We start from the raw sequence: 21,600 nt of genomic DNA, 5'->3' as shown, positions 1-21,600 counted from the left end.
GCGATGCCCGAGCAAAGGAGTGATGGCATGTCGATTGAAAAGAAGTGTCCGTTCGACCATACCGCCGCTAGCGGCACGTCGAACCATGACTGGTGGCCCGATCAGCTGAACCTGAAGATCCTTCACCAGCACTCGTCCTTGTCCGATCCGATGGACAAGCGCTTTAACTACGCAGAAGCATTCAGGAGCCTCGATCTCGAAGCGGTCAAGCGCGACCTGCGCGCGCTGATGACGGTTTCGCAGGACTGGTGGCCAGCGGATTTTGGTCACTACGGACCGCTGTTCGTGCGCATGGCCTGGCACAGCGCGGGCACCTACCGGACAGGCGATGGCCGTGGCGGCGCGGGTTCGGGGCAGCAGCGTTTCGCGCCGCTCAATAGCTGGCCCGACAACGTCAATCTCGACAAGGCACGCCGGCTGATCTGGCCGATCAAGCAGAAATATGGCCGGAAGATTTCATGGGCCGATCTGATCGTCTTGACGGGCACAGTCGCGCTGGAGTCGATGGGCTTCAAGATCATCGGCTTCGCGGGCGGCCGCGAGGACGCATGGGAACCGGACGAGGACATCTATTGGGGCGCCGAGCGCACCTGGCTGGGCGACGACACGCGCTATTCGGGCGACCGTCAGCTCGAACAACCGCTCGCCGCCGTGCAGATGGGCCTGATCTACGTGAATCCCGAAGGGCCGAACGGCAATCCCGATCCGGCTGCGGCCGTGAGAGACATCCGCGAGACGTTTTCGCGCATGGCGATGGACGATGAAGAGACGGTCGCGCTGATCGCGGGCGGTCATACGACGGGCAAGACGCACGGCGCCGGTCCGTCGTCGGAACTCGGGCGCGAGCCGGAAGCCGCGGGCATCGAAGAGCAGGGACTCGGCTGGAAGAATCGCTACCGCACGGGCAAGGGCGACGATGCGTCGACGAGCGGACTCGAAGTGATCTGGACGACGACGCCGACGCAGTGGAGCAGCAACTTCTTCGAGAACCTCTTCGGCTACGAATGGGAACTGACGAAGAGTCCCGCTGGTGCGCATCAGTGGACGCCGAAGGGCGGCGCGGGGGCGGGCAGCGTGCCCGATCCGCACGATCCCTCGAAGCGCCGTTCGCCGTCGCTGCTGACCACGGATCTCGCGCTGCGCTTCGACGCGAACTACGAGAAGATCTCGCGCCGCTTTTACGAAAACCCCGACGCGTTCGCCGATGCTTTCGCGCGCGCGTGGTTCAAGCTCACTCACCGCGACATGGGGCCGCGTTCGCGCTATCTCGGTGCCGATGTGCCGAAAGAAACCTTCATCTGGCAAGACCCGGTGCCTGCCGTCGATCATCCGCTCGTCGACGCGCACGATATCGATACGCTCAAAGACCGGATTCTGGCGACGGGGTTGAGCGTTTCACAACTCGTGTCGACTGCGTGGGCATCGGCATCGACGTTTCGCGGCTCGGACAAGCGTGGCGGCGCGAATGGCGCGCGCATCCGTCTCGCGCCGCAAAACGCGTGGGAGGTGAATCAGGCGGCGCAGTTGTCGGAAGTGTTGAAGACGCTCGAATCCGTGCAACAGGCATTCAACGACGGAAGATCGGACGGGAAGAAGGTGTCGCTCGCGGATCTGATCGTACTGGCCGGGTGTGCAGGCGTCGAACAGGCGGCGAGAAACGCGGGCCATGACGTGACTGTGCCGTTTACGCCGGGGCGCACCGACGCCACGCAGGAGCAAACCGATGTGCACTCGTTCGCCGTACTCGAACCGCTCGCAGACGGTTTTCGAAATTATCTGCAGCGGCCATGTGCGGTTTCGGCTGAAGCGTTGCTGATCGACAAGGCGCAACTGCTGAAGCTCACCGCGCCCGAAATGACGGTGCTGGTGGGCGGCATGCGCGTGCTCGATGCCAACGCCGGACACTCGCCGCATGGAGTTTTCACGCAGCGGTCACAATCGCTGACCAACGACTTCTTCGTGAATCTGCTCGACATCGACACCGAGTGGAAGCCAATGACAGATGCCGGCGACGTGTTCGTCGGGCATGATCGCGTGACGGGAGAACTCAAATGGACGGGCACGCGCGTCGATCTGATTTTCGGCTCGCATGCGCAACTCAGGGCGTTGGCCGAAGTCTACGGCAGCACGGATGCGCAGGAGAAGTTCGTGCATGACTTCGTTGCGGCCTGGAACAAGGTGATGAACCTGGATCGCTTCGATCTGGCGTGATGCTGCGGGGCAAGTGATGAACTTGCCTGAAATGCGGACAAAGGCGGCCGGTCAAGAAAGACTGGCCGCTTTTTTTATCTTCAGTCGCGCACGGCTACGATGGCCTCGATTTCCACCGTGATGTTGTTCGGCAGCGAGCCCACGCCGACAGCCGAACGCGAGTGACGCCCGGCATCGCCGAATACATCGACGAACAGGTCCGAGCAGCCGTTTATCACGCGCGGATGCTCGGCGAATTCAGACGTTGCGTTGACCATGCCCAGCAGCTTGATCACGCGCCGAACGCGCTGCAGATCGCCCAGTTCCGCATGCAACACGGCGAGCAGGTTCAGGCCGACGAGTTGCGCGTGCCGATAGGCTTCGTCGGCTGTGACCGTTGCGCCGACTTTGCCCGTCATCAGCTTGCCGGTTTCATCGAGCGGTCCCTGGCCGGACAGGAACAGCAGGCCACCCTCGCGTGTGCAGTGCATGAAGTTGCCGATGGGTGTCGGCACAGTGGGAAGGGTCAGGCCGCGCGCGCGCAGCCGCTCATAACAGTTCATCGGCAAGTCGAAAAGCGAAAGGGTTCGTGAGGGAAGTTCAATGCGTCGCGCGGCGTTGTGTCGTGATGTGCTGCGCGCGTCGATCTCAGCGCCAGCCAAGGCGGGTTTCGATGCGCGCCGCGACGCTTTGCACAGCCTGTGCGTAGCGTTCGGTGCCTTGCTCCGCTTTCGCCTCGGGCATCACGATCGAAATCGTGAAGACGCACGCGCCCTCACGGTTCATCACGGGTGCCGCGAGACACGCCACCGACGCATCCGATTCGCCGATCTGGATCGACAGCCGTTCCGCAAGCGCGTGCCGTGCGTTATGAGCTAGCACGTCGGGACGGGTCTCGGCGCGGCCGGTGGGCGACGGCTGCGCGTACTGCCTGAAGAACGCCGTGCATTCGGTGGCGGGCAGATGCCCCGCGAGCAGGCGCCCGGACGCCGTCCAGTTCACCGGCACGCGGCTGCCCACGCGCGAGGTCACGCGGAAGTGACCCGGGCCTTCGGCCATCTGCAGCACGACCATCATGCCTTCTTCCAGCCCGCACACCTGCACGGTCTCTTCGACATCCGCCGACAGCCGCTGCATTTCCTCGTTGGCAACGACGAGATAGTCGAGCGAACCCGCATACGAGAGCCCGTAACCATAGAGCCGCGAACCGAGCCAGATTGCGCCATCGGGTCCACGCGACAACAGATTCTTCTCGACCATGTCGTTGATGATCGAATAGACCGTCGACAACGGCGCGTTCAGGACATGCGCTATTTCATACGCAGTGGCCGGTTTGCCGGCTTCCTGCAGCGCGTCGAGAATCTGCACCGCGCGGTCGAGCGCGCTGGTGCGCGTGCGAGGCACGGCGGCTTCGGCAGCCGGGCTCGCGTCGACGCCAGCCGGCGTCTGAGCAGCCGCAGTAGAACGGGGCGGTCGTGCCATGTAGTCCTCGGATAGGGGATGTTTTTGTCCAGTTGACGCCAGGACATTGTATGTTAGACTCGTCCACAATTACAACATATATTCCTTAATTAAGGAATGATGCTTTCGGAGGCGCTGGAATGGACATCCGCTCTCGATTAGGCTTACGCCCCGTCATCAACGTCTCGGGCACGATGACGGGCCTGGGCGCGTCCAGCGTCGGCGCAGCGGTGATCGACAGCGTCGCGGAGATCCTGCCGCAGTTCGTCGAGATCGACGATCTGCAGCGCAAGGCCTCGGCCGCGATCGCGCAGGCGTGCGGCAGCGAAAGCGGTTATGTCACGGCGTCCTGCTCGGCAGCCATTACGTTGAGCATTGCCGCCGCCATGACAGGCGACGACCTCGGTTTGATCGAACGTCTGCCGGACACGACCGGACTGCGCAACGAAGTCGTCGTGCAGACGGGCCACCTCGTCAATTATGGCGCACCCGTCGATCAGGCCATCCGGCTCGCGGGCGCGCGCATCGTGCCCGTCGGCGCGGCGACGGAAGCGCATGACTATCAGCTGGCATCGGCAATCGGCGAGCGCACTGCGGCCGCATTGTATGTCGTCTCGCATCACACCGTGCAATACGGCATGATCCCGCTCGAAGCATTCATCGAGGTCGCGCACGCGAAGGGCGTGCCCGTGATCGTCGATGCCGCGTCCGAGTACGACCTGACGCGCTTCATCGCCGCGGGCGCCGATCTCGCGCTGTATTCGGCGCACAAGTTTCTGGGCGGACTGACGGCGGGCATCGTCGCGGGGAAGAAGCCGCTGGTGCGGGCCGCGTATTTCCAGAACGGCGGTATCGGGCGCGGGATGAAGGTCGGCAAGGAAGGCATCGTCGGGGCCATTGCGGCGCTCGAACAGTGGCGCACGCGCGACCATGCCGCCGTGCGCGCGACGGAGCGCAGCTATCTGACGCTGTGGCGCGAGACGTTGAACCGTCAGCAGGGCGTATGGGCGGAGATCGAGGCCGATCCGACCGGCAATCCGCTCGACCGCCTGAAGCTGCATATCGATCCGAACCAGGCGCGTATCACCGCATGGGATCTCGCCGATGCGCTGGCGCGTCCGCAAGGCGACGACGCGCCCGTGATCGTGCGCGACCACGAAGCCGAACTGAATTTCTTTTACCTCGATCCATGCAACCTGCACGCGGGCGAAGAGCAGGTCGTGCTTGCGCGGATCGTGGGCGAGCTCGACCGGGCGCTGGCGTCGCCCGAACCGCTTGTCACGCCGTTTCACAAACGCGACGCGCGCCGGATTGCGGCGCGTCGCGCATGGCCGGATTGAACGAGACAGATAAACCGGCCGCCCTGAACTGATTCACCGCCAGCTTTAACGGTCATATTGGCCGATGCACCTTCTTGAAGGTGCTGCTTCGTCACGTCTGTTTAGGATACCTGAAGTCATTGGGGCAGCCATCCATCCATTGGCTTTTACTTCAACCAGAGGAAACCACGATGTATAAGAAGAAGATCGCCCGCTCAGCCATTGCAGTCGCTGTTGCCGGACTGGGCATGCAAGCCGCCCACGCGCAAAGCAGCGTCACGCTGTACGGCATCGTCGATGCCGGCTTTACGTACACGAACAACCAGAAGGGCGAGCACAACATTCAGGCGACGCAGGGCAACGTGCAGGGCTCGCGCTGGGGCCTGCTCGGCAGCGAAGATATCGGCGGCAGCAACAAGGTGCTGTTCCGCCTCGAAAACGGCTTCAGCCTGGAAACGGGCGCAGCGGGCCAGGGCGGCCGTCTGTTCGGCCGCAGCGCATGGGTCGCGCTGCAAAACAGCAAGGCGGGCACGATTACGCTCGGCCGCCAGTACAACAGCGTGCAGGACTATCTGTCGAACCTGCAGGCCAACGGCGTCGGCGCGCTGAGCCAGTACGGCAATGCGATCTACGACAACGACGACCTGAACAACACGTACCGCACCAGCAATGCCGTGAAGTACACGACGCCGACCATCGCCGGCTTCACCGCGAACGCGATGTACGCATTCTCGAATACGGCGGGCGACTTCGCGAACAACCGCGCATGGAGCGTCGGCGCCGACTATGTGAACGGCCCGCTGCGCCTCGACGCCGCGTACTCGCTCACCAACCAGCCGGCGACCAACACGACGGGCGCCGCGCCCTCGGACAACTACTACAGCACGAGCACCTCGATCATCAGCAACGTGAAGCGCAACCAGGTGTGGGGCGCGGGCGGTGCGTACACGATCGGACCGGCCACGCTCGCGCTGCTGTACACGAACTCGCACTTCGACATCATCGCGGGCGGCAGCCTGCACTTCCAGAACTACGAAGCGATGCTGAAGTACCAGGCGACGCCTGCCACGCTCGTCACGCTCGGCTACATCTACACGCTGCAGAACAGCACGGCGGCGTCGGCGAAGAACGCGCACTACAACCAGGTCGCACTGGGCGGCGAGTACTTCCTGTCGAAGACGACCGATCTGTACCTGAACGGTATCTATCAGCGCGCGTCGGGCGCGAATGCGTGGGTTGAAGGCATTTCGAATCCGTCGAGCAATCAAGGCCAGTTCGTGACCGTGGCAGGCATCCGCCACAAGTTCTAAAGCCCGGCATGGCAACAGGACGCCGCGTGTGGCGTCCTGTTGCCGATCCCTCATATCAGGAGCACACATGGCGACCGTCACCGGCAGTCTGCTACTTCTCTATGCATTGATCGCGATCGTCGCACTCGTCGTGCTGATCGCGCGCTTCAAACTGAATCCGTTCATCACGTTGATGGTGGTGTCGGTCGCGCTCGCGCTGGCCGTCGGCATGCCGATGACGTCGATTCTCAAGTCGTTCGAAACAGGTGTGGGCGGCACGCTCGGGCATATCGCGATCGTCGTCGGCCTCGGCACGATGCTCGGCAAGATGATGGCGGAGTCGGGCGGCGCCGAGCGCATCGCGCGCACGCTGATCGATCTGTTCGGACCGAAGAACGTGCACTGGGCGATGATGTGCATCGCGTTTCTGGTCGGCCTGCCCGTGTTCTTCGAAGTGGGCTTCGTGCTGCTGATCCCGATTGCGTTCAACGTCGCGCAACGCACGGGCACGTCGATGATTCGCGTCGGCATTCCGATGGTCGCGGGGCTCTCCGTCGTGCACGGTCTGATTCCGCCGCACCCGGCCGCGCTGCTGGCCGTCACCGCGTATGGCGCGGATATCGGTCACACGATTTTCTACGCGCTGATCGTCGGCATTCCGACCGCGGCCATTGCCGGTCCGCTGTTTTCGAAACTGATTGCACGTGTCGTGGTGCTGGAAGGCGTGAATCCGATGGCGCAACAGTTCATCGAGCAGGACGCGAAGCGTGCGAACCAGGCGTTGCCGGGCTTCGGCATCACGCTGTTGACGGTGCTGTTGCCGGTGCTGCTGATGCTGGTCGGCAGCTGGGCCGATCTGATCGTGCCCGCGAAGACCACGGCCAACGACGTCCTGCATCTGATCGGCCATCCCGACATGGCGCTGCTGCTTGCCGTGCTGCTGAGCTTCTATACGTTCGGCACGACGCGCGGGTTCGGGCGCGAGCAGATCCTGAAGTTCACCAACGAGTGTCTTGCGCCGACCGCGAGCATCACGCTGGTGGTGGGCGCGGGTGCGGGCTTCGGGCGCATTCTGATCGACAGCGGCGCGTCGAAGGCGATCGTCGATGTCGCGACGGGCGCGCACGTGCCGCTGCTGATCCTCGCCTGGCTGGTCGCCGCGCTGATTCGCGTCGCAACCGGTTCGGCGACGGTCGCAATGGCGACGGCAGCGGGCATCATCGCGCCGATCGCGGCAGCGGCTGCATCGACGGCGACGGGCGTGCGCCCCGAATTGCTGGTGCTGGCAACGGGCGCGGGCTCGCTGATCCTGTCGCACGTCAACGACGGCGGCTTCTGGCTCGTGAAGGAGTACTTCGGCATGACTGTGCCGCAGACCTTCAAGACGTGGACGGTCTGCGAAACGATCATCTCCGTCACGGCGCTGCTGTTGACGATGGGTGTGGCGTCCGTGGTGTGAGTTTTTGCCGGGTGACGGGCGTTACCCGGACTTCATGAGTCGCCAGGGCTGGCGAGCGCCTGCTTGCCAGCCGAAAGACGGCGTTCGACGCGTCGAACGTCTGTCTCGTCACATTGCTTCGCGCTTCCTCCCGACACCCTGCGAATCTCACGCCGGGTTGTCTCCAAAACCACGGTACTCGTTAATTCATCGAGCAAGCCAATTCCCATTGCATTCCGATAAAACGTTCCGGCCAGATTAATGCGCTTCGAGTAATCGATATTAATGGGGCATAAATCGTCCGCGCATTTATTGCTCGTGAGTCAATAGTTGGTCAATCGAAAGAAATACTTTGTAAGCACGATTATCTTTGTATATGCTGGCGATACCAAAGAGGTCAACAAACATAACTGAGAGACACTGCTACCGAGGGGTTTCTGAATGCGCTATTCCTGACCGCTCCCGATTCTCCATTCGATATCCGTTTTAGCTAATTGGCGCTGACGCGCGGGCTTTCGCACGCCCATGCAATAGCGCGCCATTAAACCGGCATATTAACTGTAAATATTGCCTGTCGATATTGACCGGGTGGATCGATATTGCCTGTTTAAAACGGGATTTTAGTTTTCGATTTTCACCCGATTCACGTCCTGAGGGAGATTCCGTGAAACGCGTTATCGATCGGAATACATTCAATCTGCAAAGAACGGCAATTGCGGTCAGCGTATTTCTGGCATTCAATGCCGCGGGCCTGCGCGAGGCGGAAGCGGCATGCAGCACCGCGGGGTCGACCGTGACCTGCTCGGGCGCGGCGAATCCGCTTGCACCCAGCTTTTCGAGCAGTGCCAATAATCTGACCGTTACCACCAACACAGGCTCTTCCCTCGGCGTGTTGCTGGGCGTCGGGGGTAACGCGCTGACGCTGACGGGCAACAACGTCACGCTGAACAACGCGGGCACGATCGATCCATCGCTGCTCGGCGCGCTCAGTATTCTGTCCACGGGCACGGTCATCGGCAATGCGGCGGCGAGCACCGTCAACGTGACGAACACGGGCACGATGAACGGCACCATGGGCCTGCTCGGCGTGAACCTGAGCAGTCTGACGGGCCTCGCGCTCTCGGTGCAGAACGGCACGGGCGGCGTCACGAACATCACGAACAGCGGCTTGATGGGGGCGTCCGCGCTCGCAGGCGTTTCTGTCGGCACGGGCGATCTGGCGACGGCAGCCTTCTACGGCGGCGGCCAGGTCGTGTTCACCAACAGCAGTACGGGCACCATCAATGGCCGCGTCGCGTTCGAGGCATCGGCGACGCCCGGGGCGGGCAATACCTTCGTCAATGCGGGCACGATCGTCGGCAGCGTGTCGATGGGCGCGGGCAGCACCAATACGTTTACGGCGCGCACCGGCTCGTCGGTGTCGGCGGGCACGGGTGTGTCGGGCAACGTACTCGGCGTGCTCGGTTTCAATCTTGGCTTCGCGGCGGCGGGCATCGTCGACGGCGGCGCGGGCGGCAATAACACGCTGCGCCTGCAGCAGGCAGGGGGCGGTCCTGCCACGGGGCAGATGGGCATTGCGAACTACATCAACTTCAACCACCTCGCCGTCGATAGCGGCACGTGGACCTTGAACGGCGCATCGAGCGTCAGCGATGCGGCGCTTGCATCGGGCGCCGTCGTGAACATCGACAACAGCGCGAGCCTCGGCACAGGGACGATCACGTCGACGGGCGGCGCGCTGCAAACGGCAACGGCAGGATTGAACCTTGGCAACGCGCTGCTGTTCGGCTCGGGTGGCCTGACGGTCGCGGGCGCCAATCCGATGACGCTGTCCGGCGCGGCGAGCGGCAGCGGCGCATTGACGAAGACGGGCGCGGGCACGCTAACGCTCACGGGCAACAACAGCTATACGGGCGGCACGAACCTGGCTGGCGGCGGACTCGTGCTGTCGAACAACACGGCGCTCGGCACTGGCGCGCTCAACGTGAATGCATCGAGCACGCTCGATACCAGCGCGGCCGGACTTGCGCTCGGCAACGCAGTCAATCTGGGCAGCGGCACGGTGCTGAGCCTTGGCGGCAGCAATGCGCTGACGCTCGCAGGGGCCATCGCCGGCAGCGGCGGTCTCACGAAGAACGGCGCGGCCACGTTGACGCTCACGGGCGCGAATACCTTCACGGGACCCGCGACGGTGAATGGCGGCACGCTAGCCGTGACGGGCGCGGGAACGCTTGCGCCGACGGGCTCGGTGATATTGAACGCTGCGGGGACTGCGCTCGACATCAGTGCAGCCACGGCGAACCAGACGCTCGCCGAACTGTCGGGCAGCGGCAACGTGTTGCTCGGCGCGCGCACGCTGACCTTCGGCGATGCGAACAGCCTCGCGTTGAGCGGCGCGATCAGCGGCACGGGTGGCCTCATCAAGCAGGGCACGGGCACGCAAACGCTGAGCGGCGCGAACACATATACGGGCGGCACGACGATCAATGGCGGCACGCTCGCGTTGTCCGGCAGCGGCAGTCTTGCAACGGGCAGCGCCGTCAACCTCGCTGGCGTGGGCGCGCAATTCAACATCGGCGCAGCGAGCGGCGCGCGCACGATCGGCGCGCTGTCCGGTGTGGCCGGCACCAGCGTCGGGCTCGGCGCCAACACGCTGACGTTTGGCGACGCGAGTTCGCAAACGCTCGGCAGCGCGATCAGCGGCACGGGCGGTATCGTCAAGCAGGGCAGCGGTACGCAGACGCTAACGGGCGCGAGTACTTATACAGGCGGCACGACCGTCAACGCAGGCACGCTTGCGCTCGGCGCGGGCGGCAGTCTCGCGGCGAGCGGCGCGCTCAATCTTGCTGGTGCAGGCACGGCATTCGATATCACCGGCGCAACGGGTGCACAGACCATCGGTGCGCTATCAGGTGTGACGGGCAGCACGATCGCACTCGGAGCGAATGCGCTCGCGTTCGGCGATACGACGAACCGCAGCTTCGGCGGCACGATCGGCGGCACGGGCGGCATCCTCAAGCAAGGCACGGGCACGCAGACGCTGACGGCCGCGAACACCTACACAGGCGGCACGACGATCAACGCAGGGACGCTCGCGCTCGGCGCGGGCGGGAGCCTTGCCGCAGCGGGTGGCGTGACGCTCGGCGGCGCGGGCGCGAGTTTCGATATCAGCGCGTCCGGCGCGAACCAGACGATCGGCGCGCTCGCCGGCACGGCAGGCGGCGTGACGCTCGGCGCGAACACGTTGAGCTTCGGCGATGCGTCGAACCAGACCTTCGGCGGCGCGATCAGCGGCCCGGGTGGCATCGTCAAGCAGGGCGCAGGCACCGAAACGCTGACGGGCGCAAACGCCTTCACAGGCAGTGCGACGGTCAACGCGGGGACGCTTGCACTATCGGGCGCTGGCGCATTAACGGCCGCAACCAACCTGAATCTCGCCAATGCGGGCGCCGGCTTCGATATCAGCGGTGCAAACGGCAACCGCACCATCGGCACGTTGACGGGCGTCGCGGGCAGCGCGGTGGCGCTCGGCGCCCGCACGCTGACGCTGGGCGGCACGGCCAGTTCGACCTACGCGGGCACGATCGGCGGCACGGGCGGCGTCGTCAAACGGGGCAGCGGCACGCAGACGCTGACGGGCGCGAACACCTTCACGGGCGGCGCGACCGTCAATGCGGGCACGCTAGCACTCGGCGCGGGCGGCAGCCTCGCGGCAAACGGCGGCGTCACGCTCTCGGGCGTGGGATCGGCATTCGACATCAGCGCTTCGGGCGCCAACCAGACGATCGGCTCGCTCGCAGGCGTCGCGGGCAGCACGGTGTCGCTCGGCGCGAACACGCTGAGCTTCGGCGATTCGACCAACCAGGTGTTTGCCGGCACGCTCGCGGGCACGGGCGGCATCGTCAAGCAGGGGAGCGGCGTGCAGACGCTCGCGGGCGCCAACACGTATAGCGGCGGCACGGCGCTCAATGCGGGCGGCCTGGTACTCGGCAACAACGCAGGGCTCGGTTCGGGCGCGGTATCGGTGAACGGCGGGGCGACGCTCGACAGCAGCACATCGCTAACACTCGCCAACAACATCGCGCTGAATGCCGGGCTGACGGTGCTCGGCTCGAACGACCTGACGCTGAACGGTGCGCTGTCGGGCTCGGGAAGCCTGACGAAAAACGGCGCGGCAACGCTGACGCTCGCAGGCGCGAACACCTTCACGGGGCCGGCAACCGTCAATGCCGGGACGCTTGCGCTGTCGGGCGCGGGCAACCTGTCGGCATCGACGGATATGAATCTCGCGAACGCCGGCGCGGCGCTCGACGTCAGCGGCGCGAGTGCTGCGCCGACCATCGGCGTGCTCAATGGCGTAAGCGGTACGAGCGTGGCGCTCGGCGCGAATACGCTGATACTTGGCAATGCGAACAATGGCGCGTTCGGCGGTTCGATCAACGGCACGGGCGGTCTGGTCAAAGAGGGTAGCGGCACTGAGACGCTGACGGGCGCGAACACCTTCACGGGCGGCGCGACGATCAACGCGGGCACGCTCGCGCTCGGCGCGGGTGGCAGTCTCGCGGCGAGCGGCGGCGTGACGCTGGGTGGCGCAGGCGCTGCGTTCGACATCGCCAATGCAGGCGCAAACCAGACCGTCGGCGCGCTGTCGGGCGTGGCGGGCAGCACGGTGTCGCTCGGCGCGAATACGTTGAGCTTCGGCGACGCTACCGACCAGACGTTCGACGGCACGATCAGCGGCACAGGCGGCATCGTCAAGCAGGGTGCAGGCGTGCAGACGCTGACGGGCGCCAGCACGTACAGCGGCGGCACGACGCTCAATGCAGGCGGCCTCGTGCTCGGCAACGACGCGGCGCTTGGCACCGGCACACTGACGGTCGGCGGCGCGAGCACGCTCGACACGACGTCCGCGGCAACGCTCGGCAACAACGTCGCGCTGAACGCCGGGTTGACCGTGCTCGGCACGAACGACCTGACGCTCAACGGCGCGATCTCAGGGACGGGCGGTCTGACGAAAGACGGCGCGGCCACGCTCACGCTGAACGGTGCCAATACCTACACGGGCGGCACCCAGGTCAACGCCGGCACGCTCGCGCTCGGCGCGAACGCGAGCCTTGCCGCGAGCGGCATCGTCGATGTCGTGACGGGCGCGACCTTCGACCTGTCGGCGGGCAACGGCCTGCAGACCTTCGGCACGCTGACGGGCGGCGGCAATGTGATTCTCGGCTCGAACGTGCTGACTGTCGGTGGCCCGGCGGACGGCACGTTCAGCGGTTCGATCGGCGGCAGCGGCAGTCTCGTGAAGGTTGGTTCGGGCACCGAAACATTGACGGGCACCAACACCTTCACGGGCGGCACGGCCATCGACGCGGGCACGCTCGCGATCGGCGCGGGCGGCAGTCTCGCCGCGACGGGTGGCGTCACGCTGAACGGCATCGGTTCCGGCTTCGACATCAGCGGCGCGGGCGCCGATCAGACCGTCGGCGCGTTGTCCGGCGTGAACGGCAGTTCGATCACGCTCGGCGGGAACACGCTGACATTCGGCGACGCGAGTTCGCAAACGCTGGGCAGCGCGATCAGCGGCACGGGCGGCATCGTCAAGCAGGGCAGCGGCACCGAGACGCTGACGGGTGCGAACACGTACACGGGCGGCACGACGATCGCAGACGGCACACTTGCGCTCGGCGCGGGCGGCAGCCTTGCGGCAACGGGCGCGGTGAACCTGGCAAGCGGCAGCTCGTCATTCGATATCGGCAATGCGGGCGCGAATCAGACTGTCGGCGCGCTGTCGGGCGCAGCGGGCAGCACGATCGCGCTCGGCGGGAACACGCTGGCATTCGGCGATGCGACCTCGCAAACGCTCGGCAGCGCGATCAGCGGCACGGGCGGTCTCGTCAAGCAGGGCAGCGGCACGGAAACGCTGACAGGCGCGAATACCTACACCGGCAGCACGACGATCAACGGCGGCACGCTGGCGCTGGCGGGCGCGGGCAGTCTGTCGTCGTCGACGGACGTGAATCTGGCGAATACTGGCGCGGGCTTCGATATCAGCGCGGCAACGGGCGCGCCGACGATCGGCGCATTGACGGGCGTGGCCGGCACGAACGTCACGCTCGGCGCGAACACGCTGACGTTCGGCAACGCGACCAACGGCACGTTCGGCGGTTCGATCGGCGGCACGGGCGGCATCGTCAAGCAGGGCAGCGGCACGCAGACGCTGACGGGCGCGAACACGTACACGGGCGGCACGACGATCGATGCGGGCACGCTGGCGCTCGCGGGCGGCGGCAGCCTCGCGGCGACGGGCGCGGTGAACGTTGCCGCCGCGGGCGCGGCGTTCGACATCAGTGGTGCAGCCAGCAACCAGACGGTCGGCTCGCTGGCGGGCGCAGCGGGCAGCACGGTCGCGCTCGGCGGCAATTCGCTGACGTTCGGCGACGCGTCGGACCAGACCTTCGCAGGTGCGATCACGGGCACGGGCGGCATCGTGAAGAACGGCTCGGGCGTCGAAACACTGACGGGCGCGAGCACCTATAGCGGCGGCACGACGCTCAACGCGGGCGGCCTCATCGTCGGGAATAATTCGGCGCTCGGCACGGGTGCGTTGACGGTCGGTGGCGCAAGCACGCTCGACAGCAGCACGGCAACGACGCTCGCCAACAATGTCGTGCTGAACGCGGGACTGACGGTGCTCGGCAGTCACGACCTGACGCTCGACGGCTCGATCTCCGGCACGGGCGGTCTGACGAAAGACGGCGCAGCGACGCTCACCTTGAACGGCGCCAACACGTACACGGGCGGCACGCAGGTCAACGCGGGCACGCTCGCGCTCGGCGCGGGCGCGAGCCTCGCGGCAAGCGGCATCGTCGATGTCGCGGACGGCGCGACCTTCGATCTGTCGGCGGGCAACGGCACGCAGACCTTCGGCACGCTGACGGGCGGCGGCGCGATCAATCTCGGCGCGAACTCACTGACGCTCGGCGATGCCACCGACGGCACTTTCAGCGGGGCAATCGGCGGTACGGGCAGTCTCGTGAAAGTGGGTACGGGCACCGAAACGTTGACGGGCGCGAACACCTACACGGGCGGCACGACGATCGCCGACGGCACGCTCGCGCTCGGCGCGGGCGGCAGTCTCGCTTCGACGGGCAGTGTCGCGCTTGGCGGCCCGGGCACGGGCTTCGACATCAGCGGCTCGGGCGCGAACCAGACGATTGGCGCGCTTGCGGGCGCCGGCGGCGACGTGACGCTCGGCGCGAACACGCTGAGCTTCGGCGATGCGTCGAACCAGACCTTCGGCGGCACGATCAGCGGCACGGGCGGCATCGTCAAGGCGGGCAACGGCACCGAGACGCTCACCAACACGAACACCTACACGGGCGGCACGACCATCAACGCAGGCGTGCTCGCCCTGTCGGGTGCGGGCAGCCTCGCGTCGACGGGTGCGGTCAACGTTGCGGGCGCAGGCGCCGGGTTCGATATCAGCGGCGCGGCGGGCAACCAGACGGTCGGCGCACTGGCGGGCGCAGCGGGCAGCACGGTCGCGCTCGGCGGCAAGTCGCTGACGTTCGGCGATGCGTCCAACCAGACGCTTGCCAGCACCGTCACAGGCACGGGCGGGCTCGTCAAGCAGGGCGCAGGCGTCGAAACGCTGACGGGCGCGAACACCTACAGCGGCGGCACGACGCTCAATGCGGGCGGCCTGATCGTCGGCAACAATTCGGCGCTCGGCACGGGGGCGTTGACGGTCGGCGGCGCGAGCACGCTCGACAGCAGCGCGGCAACGACGCTGGCCAACAACGTCGTGCTGAATGCCGGGTTGACCGTGCCCGGCACCAACGATCTGACGCTCAATGGCGCGATCGCCGGCACGGGCGGCCTGACCAAAGACGGCGCAGCGAAGCTCACGTTGAACGGCATCAACACGTACACAGGCGGCACGCAGGTCAACGCGGGCACGCTCGCACTCGGCGCGAACGCGAGCCTCGCGGCAAGCGGCATCGTCGACGTTGCGAACGGCGCGACCTTCGATCTGTCGGCGGGTAACGGCATGCAGACGTTCGGCACGCTGACGGGCGGCGGCACGATCAATCTCGGCGCGAACACGCTGACGTCAGGCGACGCGAGCAACGGCACGTTCTCGGGCGGCATCGCGGGCACGGGCGGCCTCGTCAAGGTCGGCACGGGCACGGAAACGCTCACGGGCACGAACACCTACACGGGCGCCACGACGGTCAATGCGGGCACGCTCGCGCTTGGCGGCACGGGCACGCTGTCGAACGCGACCAACGTCGATCTTGCAAACGCAGGCACGGCGTTCGACGTGAGCGGCACGACCGGCACGCCGACTATCGGCTCGCTCTCCGGCGTGACGGGTACGAACGTGGCGCTCGGCGCGACGACTCTGATGCTCGGCGGCGGCTCCGATGGCACGTTCAGCGGCACGATCGGCGGCACGGGTGGACTCGTCAAGGCGGGCAACGGCACGCAGACGCTGCTGACGGCGAACACCTACACGGGCGGCACGACGCTGACGGGCGGCAAGCTCGTCGTCGGCAACGATGCGGCGCTCGGCAGCGGCGCGCTGACCGTCGGCGCGCCAGCGACGCTCGATGCGGCCGCGCCCGTCAATCTCGCGAACCCGGTCGTGCTGAACGCGACGGCGACGATCGGCGGCAGCGCGGATACGACGCTGTCGGGCGTCGTGTCGGGCGCGGGCGGCTTCATCAAGAACGGTGCGGCGAATCTCACGCTTGCCAGCGACAACAGCTACGCAGGCGGCACCGTGGTCAACGGCGGCACGCTGACGCTGGCGTCGAGCGGCGCACTCGGCACGGGCGGGCTGACGATGAACGGCGGCATGCTCGATCTCGAGACGGCCGGCTCCGCGCCGCCGCTGCACCTGTTCCTCGCGTCGCTGAACGGCCTGTCGGGCGCGTCGATCAATCTCGGCAACGCGGCGCTCACCGTCACGGGCGGCGGCAACTTTGCGGGCTCGCTGTCGGGCACGGGATCGGTCAACAAGGCGGGCGTCGACACGTTGACGCTGAGCGGCACCAATACCTACAGCGGACCGACCACGGTCTCGTCGGGCACGCTGTCGGTGACGGGTTCGGCAGCGAACTCGACGGTGACCGTGCAGCCCGGCGCGACGCTCACGGGAACGGGCACGATCGGCGGGCTGATCGTGCGCAACGGGGCGATGGCGCTAGCCGGTCAGCCGGGCCACAGCCTGAACGTGACGGGCAACGTCTTGTTCGAGCAGGGCTCGCAGCTGAATGTCGCGGCCACGCCGGCGCAGAGTGGAACGGTCGCATCGACGGGAGGCGCGACGCTCGCGGGCGGCAATGTGCAGGTATTGGCCGGGCAGGGCATCTATACGCCGTCGACGAGTTACGCGATCGTCAGCGCGAGCCAGGGCGTGACTGGAGCCTTCGAAGGCGTCACGTCGAACCTCGCGTTTCTCACGCCCACGCTCAGCTATGACGCGACGCACGTTTACATCAGCATGACGCCGAACGGCGCGGCGTTCTCGTCGGTTGCAACGACGAAGAACGAAACGGCCGTGGCGACCGCGCTGGCGACGCTGCCCGACACGGGCGCGCTGATCCCCGCGTTGCTGTCGACGGATGTGCCGACTGCGCGCGTCGCGTTCAACCAGCTCGACGGCGAACTGCATGCGAGCACGAAGACCATGCTGCTGCTCGACAGCCGTTATCTGCGCGATGCCGTGACGGATCGTCTGCGGCAGGGTCTCGCGCCTTCGAGCGGGCCGCTGGCGGCGATGTCGTCGGGCTCCGCGCAGTGCGATAACCGCAGCGCGCAAGGCGCGCTGCCTGCCGCCGATGCGTGCTCCGATTCGCGGCCGTATCGGCCCGTCGTGTGGGCGCAGGCCTACGGCGCCGACAGCCGGCTCGCGGGCGACAGCAATGCTTCGGGTATCGACCGTACGACGACGGGTTTCATCGGCGGCGCGGATATGGCGCTGAACGACACGTGGCGTTTCGGCGTCGCGGGCGGCTTCGGGCATAGCTCGCTCGACAACGATCTGAATTCGTCGGCGTCCGTCGACAGCTATCACGTCGCAATGTACGGCGGCGCGCAATACGGACCCGTCGGCGTGCGGCTGGGCGCGTCGTATTCATGGAACGACGTGAGCATGGACCGTTATCCGGGTTTCACCGGCTTCACGGATCACGACAGCGCCGATTACACGGCGAAAACGGCGCAGGTGTTCGGCGAAGTGGGCTATGCGGTGCCCTTCAACCGTTTCGCGATCGAGCCGTTCGCGGGACTCGCGTATGTGAACCTGCATACGGATGGCTTCACCGAGAACGGCGGCGACAGCGCGCTGCGCAGCAACGGCGAAACCGACAACTTCGGCTTTTCGACCTTGGGTTTGCGCATCGCGACGCGGCTTGGCGAATTGCCGGGCGCCGCGTTCAGCGCGCATGCCATGACAGGCTGGCGCCATGCGTTCGGCAACTCGCAGCCGAGTTCGACGCTGGCGTTCGTCGGCGGCAGTTCGTCGTTCGATGTGGCAGGCGTGCCGATCGCGCGTGACAGCGCCGTCGTCGAACTGGGTGTCGATGCGAACCTCGCGAAGAACATGACGCTCGGCGTGTCGTATAGCGGCCAGTATGGCGGCGGCTCGCACGACAACGCAATTTCGGGGCGCTTCGCGTGGAGGTTCTGACGCTGGAGACTGGAAGGTCGGCAGATACGCTTCGTGCGCTTCACGCCGCAGGCCGCGCGCCCGTCACGAAGTACGCGTGAATGCCATGCGCGAAGCGATTGAGCTGAGTGGCAAGCCCGTGGTTGGCGCGTGTCAGCGCGTTGTAACCGAGCACGGCCGGAATTGCGACGAACAGCCCGAACGCCGTCATGATCAGCGACTCACCGACGGGACCCGCGACATGATCGATGCTCGCCTGTCCCGTATGGCCGATGACGATCAGCGCATGATAGATGCCCCATACCGTGCCGAACAGGCCGACGAACGGCGCCGTGCTGCCGATCGACGCAAGTACCGTCAGACCCGCCTGCAGATGCGTGACGATGTCGTCCATCGTGTCTTTCAGGCAGCGCGTGACCCAGTCGGAGATGTCCATCGAATGCTGCAGATTCGACTGCGTGACCTGGTGATGCTCGACGGCCTCCTTGCCCGACAGCGCCAGCGCGAGCAGCACATTGCCTGAGTATGGCGAGTCGTCGTTGCCGAGCCGATGCAGGCCCGCTTCGAGATTGCCAGCATGCCAGAACGCGCGCTCCGTCGCGCGTGCGATGCGTCTGAGCCGCATCACGTTCCAGAGCTTGAGCACGATGACGGTCCACGACAGCAAGGACATCAGCAACAACGCGACGAGAATGGCGCGCGTCACGAAATCGCCTTGCTGCCAGACGTTTTCCAAGCCGTAGTGCTGCATGCCTGTCCTCCGTGAGTGCGCTGTTGCGGGCTACATCGTAGCGCGAAAGACGCGCGCATTCAGCGCAGGGCGCGATGCGTTTCGACGCTTGCGGGTCGTCGGTAAGCGGTGGAACGTGAGGGATGAAATGAAGCAAAGGCCGGCGTTATTAGCCAGCCTAGAGGAGAAGGCGCGCTATATGCATCAATGCATGTAAGCAACGCGCCTTGCTCGCAAGCGGACCACGATGCCCGCATTCAACAGATTCAGCGCGAACCAGCGCATGACCTTGAGCGTGTGTCCGACTGAAGCGGACGGCAGCCATTGATTCAATAGACTGGTGGCAGCGGACGAATCCGTCGATTGCAGATAGGCCAGCGTCTGCAGCAGCGACGCCTCGTCGCTGGCGATGTCCGACGCGCAGCGGCACCGTGTATCCAGCGGCCGATGAGAAGCGTGCAGCAGCGCGTGCATCATCATGTCGAAGCAGTCGATGCCGGCAATGGCCAGCCCCGCGTCGCCAAGCACGTCGCGCCAGTGCTGCCCCTGGCGCACGGCGTCGCATCGCGGCCGGAACCACGTGCGCACGGCGTTCAATACCAGTTGCTCGCTCGCATCGGGATAGTGCGAGAGAGCGTCTTCGCTGAGCGAAGCTTCACGCAAGGCAAAGGCCGGATAGTTCATCGTATTCTCGACAAGATCATGGCTGCGCGGATCAGGCGCGGGCAGCGTCACACGGAACGGGTTGCCATGCGCGGACATAGGCATCGCTGGCAGGCCGGCGCACCGGTTGACCTTCTTTCTCTTTCTGCGGCGTGCCGACGAACAGAAAGCCAAGCAGACGTTCGGACGCATCGAGCCCGAGCGCGCGATGCATGGCCGGTTCATAGCTATCGATGCCCGTCGCCCAGAAACCGCCGTAGCCGTACAGATGAATGACGTTGAGCATGTTCATCGCGGCGGCGCCGACGCACAGCAGTTGCTCCAGTTCCGGCACTGACGAAGATTGGTCGATAGCCGCCACGAGCGCGATGATCAACGGCGCAGCCATCGCGCGCTGCCGTCGATGCGCGTGAGCGCTACGCGGTTCGTCCGGCGCGCGTGCGGCGGCGAGATCGACCAATAGGTCGCCGAAAGCATGGCGCGCTTCATCTCGAATGGTGATGAAGCGCCACGGACGCAGACGACCATGATCCGGGGCGCGCATCGCGGCATCGAAGATGTGGTCCAGTTGCCGCTGAGTGGGCGCGGGCTCCGATAGCGGCCAGTGCGAGCGGCGCGACAGCAGCAGGTCGATCGCGGTTTGCGTCGTGTGATCGGCGGGGGCTGCTATCACGGTGGAAGTCATGTGGCGGGCTCGTTGGTGCAAGGGCTTCGGTAGGCATCATGATGCTACGGTTTTCGTCTAAATGCAAACGATTCGCATTTAGAAAATGTGCTCGGGCAAAAAACTCACGGATACATTTCGACACCTCGACGAAATATGGAAGACAAGTTCTGCCGTTCTAATCGCGTCTAGCGTCGGGATTTTCACGTCGACCGACCGTTTCGACAGTTCGAGGGACACATGAAATTTGCAGTGATGGGCGCTGGCGCAGTGGGCTGTTTTTACGGCGGCATGCTGGCCAGGGCGGAGCATGAAGTGACGTTGATCGGCAGGCAGAATCACGTCGCAGCCATCCGGCGGGACGGACTGCGGCTCGAGTCGCTTGCTTTCGATGAGTTCATCGAGGTAACGGCGTGCACGGACGCTTCGGGCGTGGCGGGCGCAGACGCGGTCCTTCTTTGCGTCAAGTCACCCGATACGGAAGCGGCAGTGGCTGCAATGACGCCCTATCTTTCGCAGTCTGCCGTGATCGTCACACTGCAGAACGGTGTCGATAATGCGGAAAGGGTGCGCTCGCTTGTCGAGCGCGAAGTATTGGCTGCCGTGGTCTACGTCGGAAGCGAAATGCGCGGAACGGGCCACGTTCGGCACAACGGAAGAGGCGAACTGATCGTCGAGCCCGGCAGGTCCAGCGAGCGTCTGGCCCGGGTTCTGAATGACGCAGGCGTACCGACTTCGGTATCCGCGAATGTACGCGGCGCGCTGTGGGAAAAGCTTGTCTTGAACTGCGCGTACAACGCGATTTCGGCACTCGTTCAGTTGCCTTTCGGCGAGCTTTGTCAGCGCGGCGGGACGGCCGTGAGCACGGCGATGCGCGATATCGTGGCGGAATGCATCGCGGTTGCCGGCGCGGACGGCGTAAATATCTCCAGCGACGTCGACGAGACGGTAGCCAGGATCATGGCGACGATTCCTGCGGGGCAGTATTCATCGACTGCTCATGACGTGGCGACGCGCCGGCCCAGCGAAATCGATCATCTGAATGGGCATATCGTCGGGCGCGGCGCAGCGTTGGGCATTGCGACGCCCGTCAATCATCTTCTGATGATGATGGTTCGGGTTCTCGACAATCAGCGAGCGGATAGCGCCCTTGCCATGCGCACGGACTGAC

11 protein-coding genes are annotated in these 21,600 nt (G+C 65.3%); 6 read left to right on the top strand and 5 right to left on the bottom strand.

Going from position 1 to position 21,600, the window contains the following annotated elements:
- Positions 1-27: 27 nt before the first annotated feature.
- Positions 28-2,211, top strand: a complete 2,184-nt coding sequence (gene katG, locus PPGU16_RS34685; protein WP_180725368.1) for a catalase/peroxidase HPI — start codon at positions 28-30, stop codon at positions 2,209-2,211.
- Positions 2,212-2,291: 80 nt separating this feature from the next.
- Here the strand turns inward: katG and PPGU16_RS34680 are convergent, their stop codons facing one another.
- Together PPGU16_RS34680 and PPGU16_RS34675 are read right to left on the bottom strand one after the other, a co-directional pair.
- A complete protein-coding gene (locus tag PPGU16_RS34680; protein WP_180725367.1) occupies positions 2,292-2,753 on the bottom strand; it encodes a RidA family protein in 462 nt (153 codons plus the stop codon).
- A gap of 85 nt (positions 2,754-2,838) precedes the next feature.
- On the bottom strand, positions 2,839-3,672 hold the full coding sequence (locus tag PPGU16_RS34675; protein ID WP_180725366.1) for an IclR family transcriptional regulator: 834 nt from the start codon (positions 3,670-3,672) through the stop codon (positions 2,839-2,841).
- 119 nt (positions 3,673-3,791) lie between these two features.
- On the opposite strand from PPGU16_RS34675, the gene PPGU16_RS34670 reads away from it, so the two are divergent.
- The 4 genes from PPGU16_RS34670 (at position 3,792) to PPGU16_RS34655 (ending at position 18,393) form a co-directional block, all read left to right on the top strand.
- Positions 3,792-4,991 (top strand): aminotransferase class V-fold PLP-dependent enzyme, encoded by a 1,200-nt coding sequence (locus PPGU16_RS34670; RefSeq protein ID WP_180725365.1) that lies wholly within the window; start codon positions 3,792-3,794, stop codon positions 4,989-4,991.
- 170 nt (positions 4,992-5,161) lie between these two features.
- The gene (locus PPGU16_RS34665; RefSeq protein WP_180725364.1) at positions 5,162-6,280 is read left to right on the top strand and encodes a porin; all 1,119 of its coding nucleotides are present in this window, start codon (positions 5,162-5,164) and stop codon (positions 6,278-6,280) included.
- Between the two features lie 67 nt (positions 6,281-6,347).
- On the top strand, positions 6,348-7,718 hold the full coding sequence (locus tag PPGU16_RS34660; protein WP_180725363.1) for a GntT/GntP/DsdX family permease: 1,371 nt from the start codon (positions 6,348-6,350) through the stop codon (positions 7,716-7,718).
- Positions 7,719-8,361: 643 nt separating this feature from the next.
- Entirely contained in the window at positions 8,362-18,393 is a 10,032-nt protein-coding gene (locus PPGU16_RS34655) for an autotransporter-associated beta strand repeat-containing protein (RefSeq protein ID WP_243460673.1), read from the top strand.
- Between the two features lie 40 nt (positions 18,394-18,433).
- Here the strand turns inward: PPGU16_RS34655 and PPGU16_RS34650 are convergent, their stop codons facing one another.
- From PPGU16_RS34650 to PPGU16_RS34640, 3 genes are all read right to left on the bottom strand, one after another.
- Positions 18,434-19,123, bottom strand: a complete 690-nt coding sequence (locus PPGU16_RS34650) for a MotA/TolQ/ExbB proton channel family protein (RefSeq protein WP_180725362.1) — start codon at positions 19,121-19,123, stop codon at positions 18,434-18,436.
- A 183-nt stretch (positions 19,124-19,306) separates the two neighbouring features.
- Positions 19,307-19,786, bottom strand: coding sequence for a hypothetical protein (locus PPGU16_RS34645; protein WP_180725361.1), 480 nt, complete (start codon positions 19,784-19,786; stop codon positions 19,307-19,309).
- A 31-nt stretch (positions 19,787-19,817) separates the two neighbouring features.
- Complete coding sequence (locus tag PPGU16_RS34640; RefSeq protein WP_180725360.1) at positions 19,818-20,450, bottom strand: nitroreductase family protein; 633 nt, start codon at positions 20,448-20,450, stop codon at positions 19,818-19,820.
- 219 nt (positions 20,451-20,669) lie between these two features.
- Between PPGU16_RS34640 and PPGU16_RS34635 the strand changes: the two genes are divergently transcribed.
- Entirely contained in the window at positions 20,670-21,599 is a 930-nt protein-coding gene (locus PPGU16_RS34635) for a ketopantoate reductase family protein (protein ID WP_180725359.1), read from the top strand.
- Position 21,600 lies beyond the last annotated feature (1 nt).

The sequence above is a fragment of the Paraburkholderia largidicola genome, from assembly GCF_013426895.1.
Taxonomy (GTDB): domain Bacteria; phylum Pseudomonadota; class Gammaproteobacteria; order Burkholderiales; family Burkholderiaceae; genus Paraburkholderia; species Paraburkholderia largidicola.
This window is presented reverse-complemented; position numbering and strand designations above follow the sequence as displayed.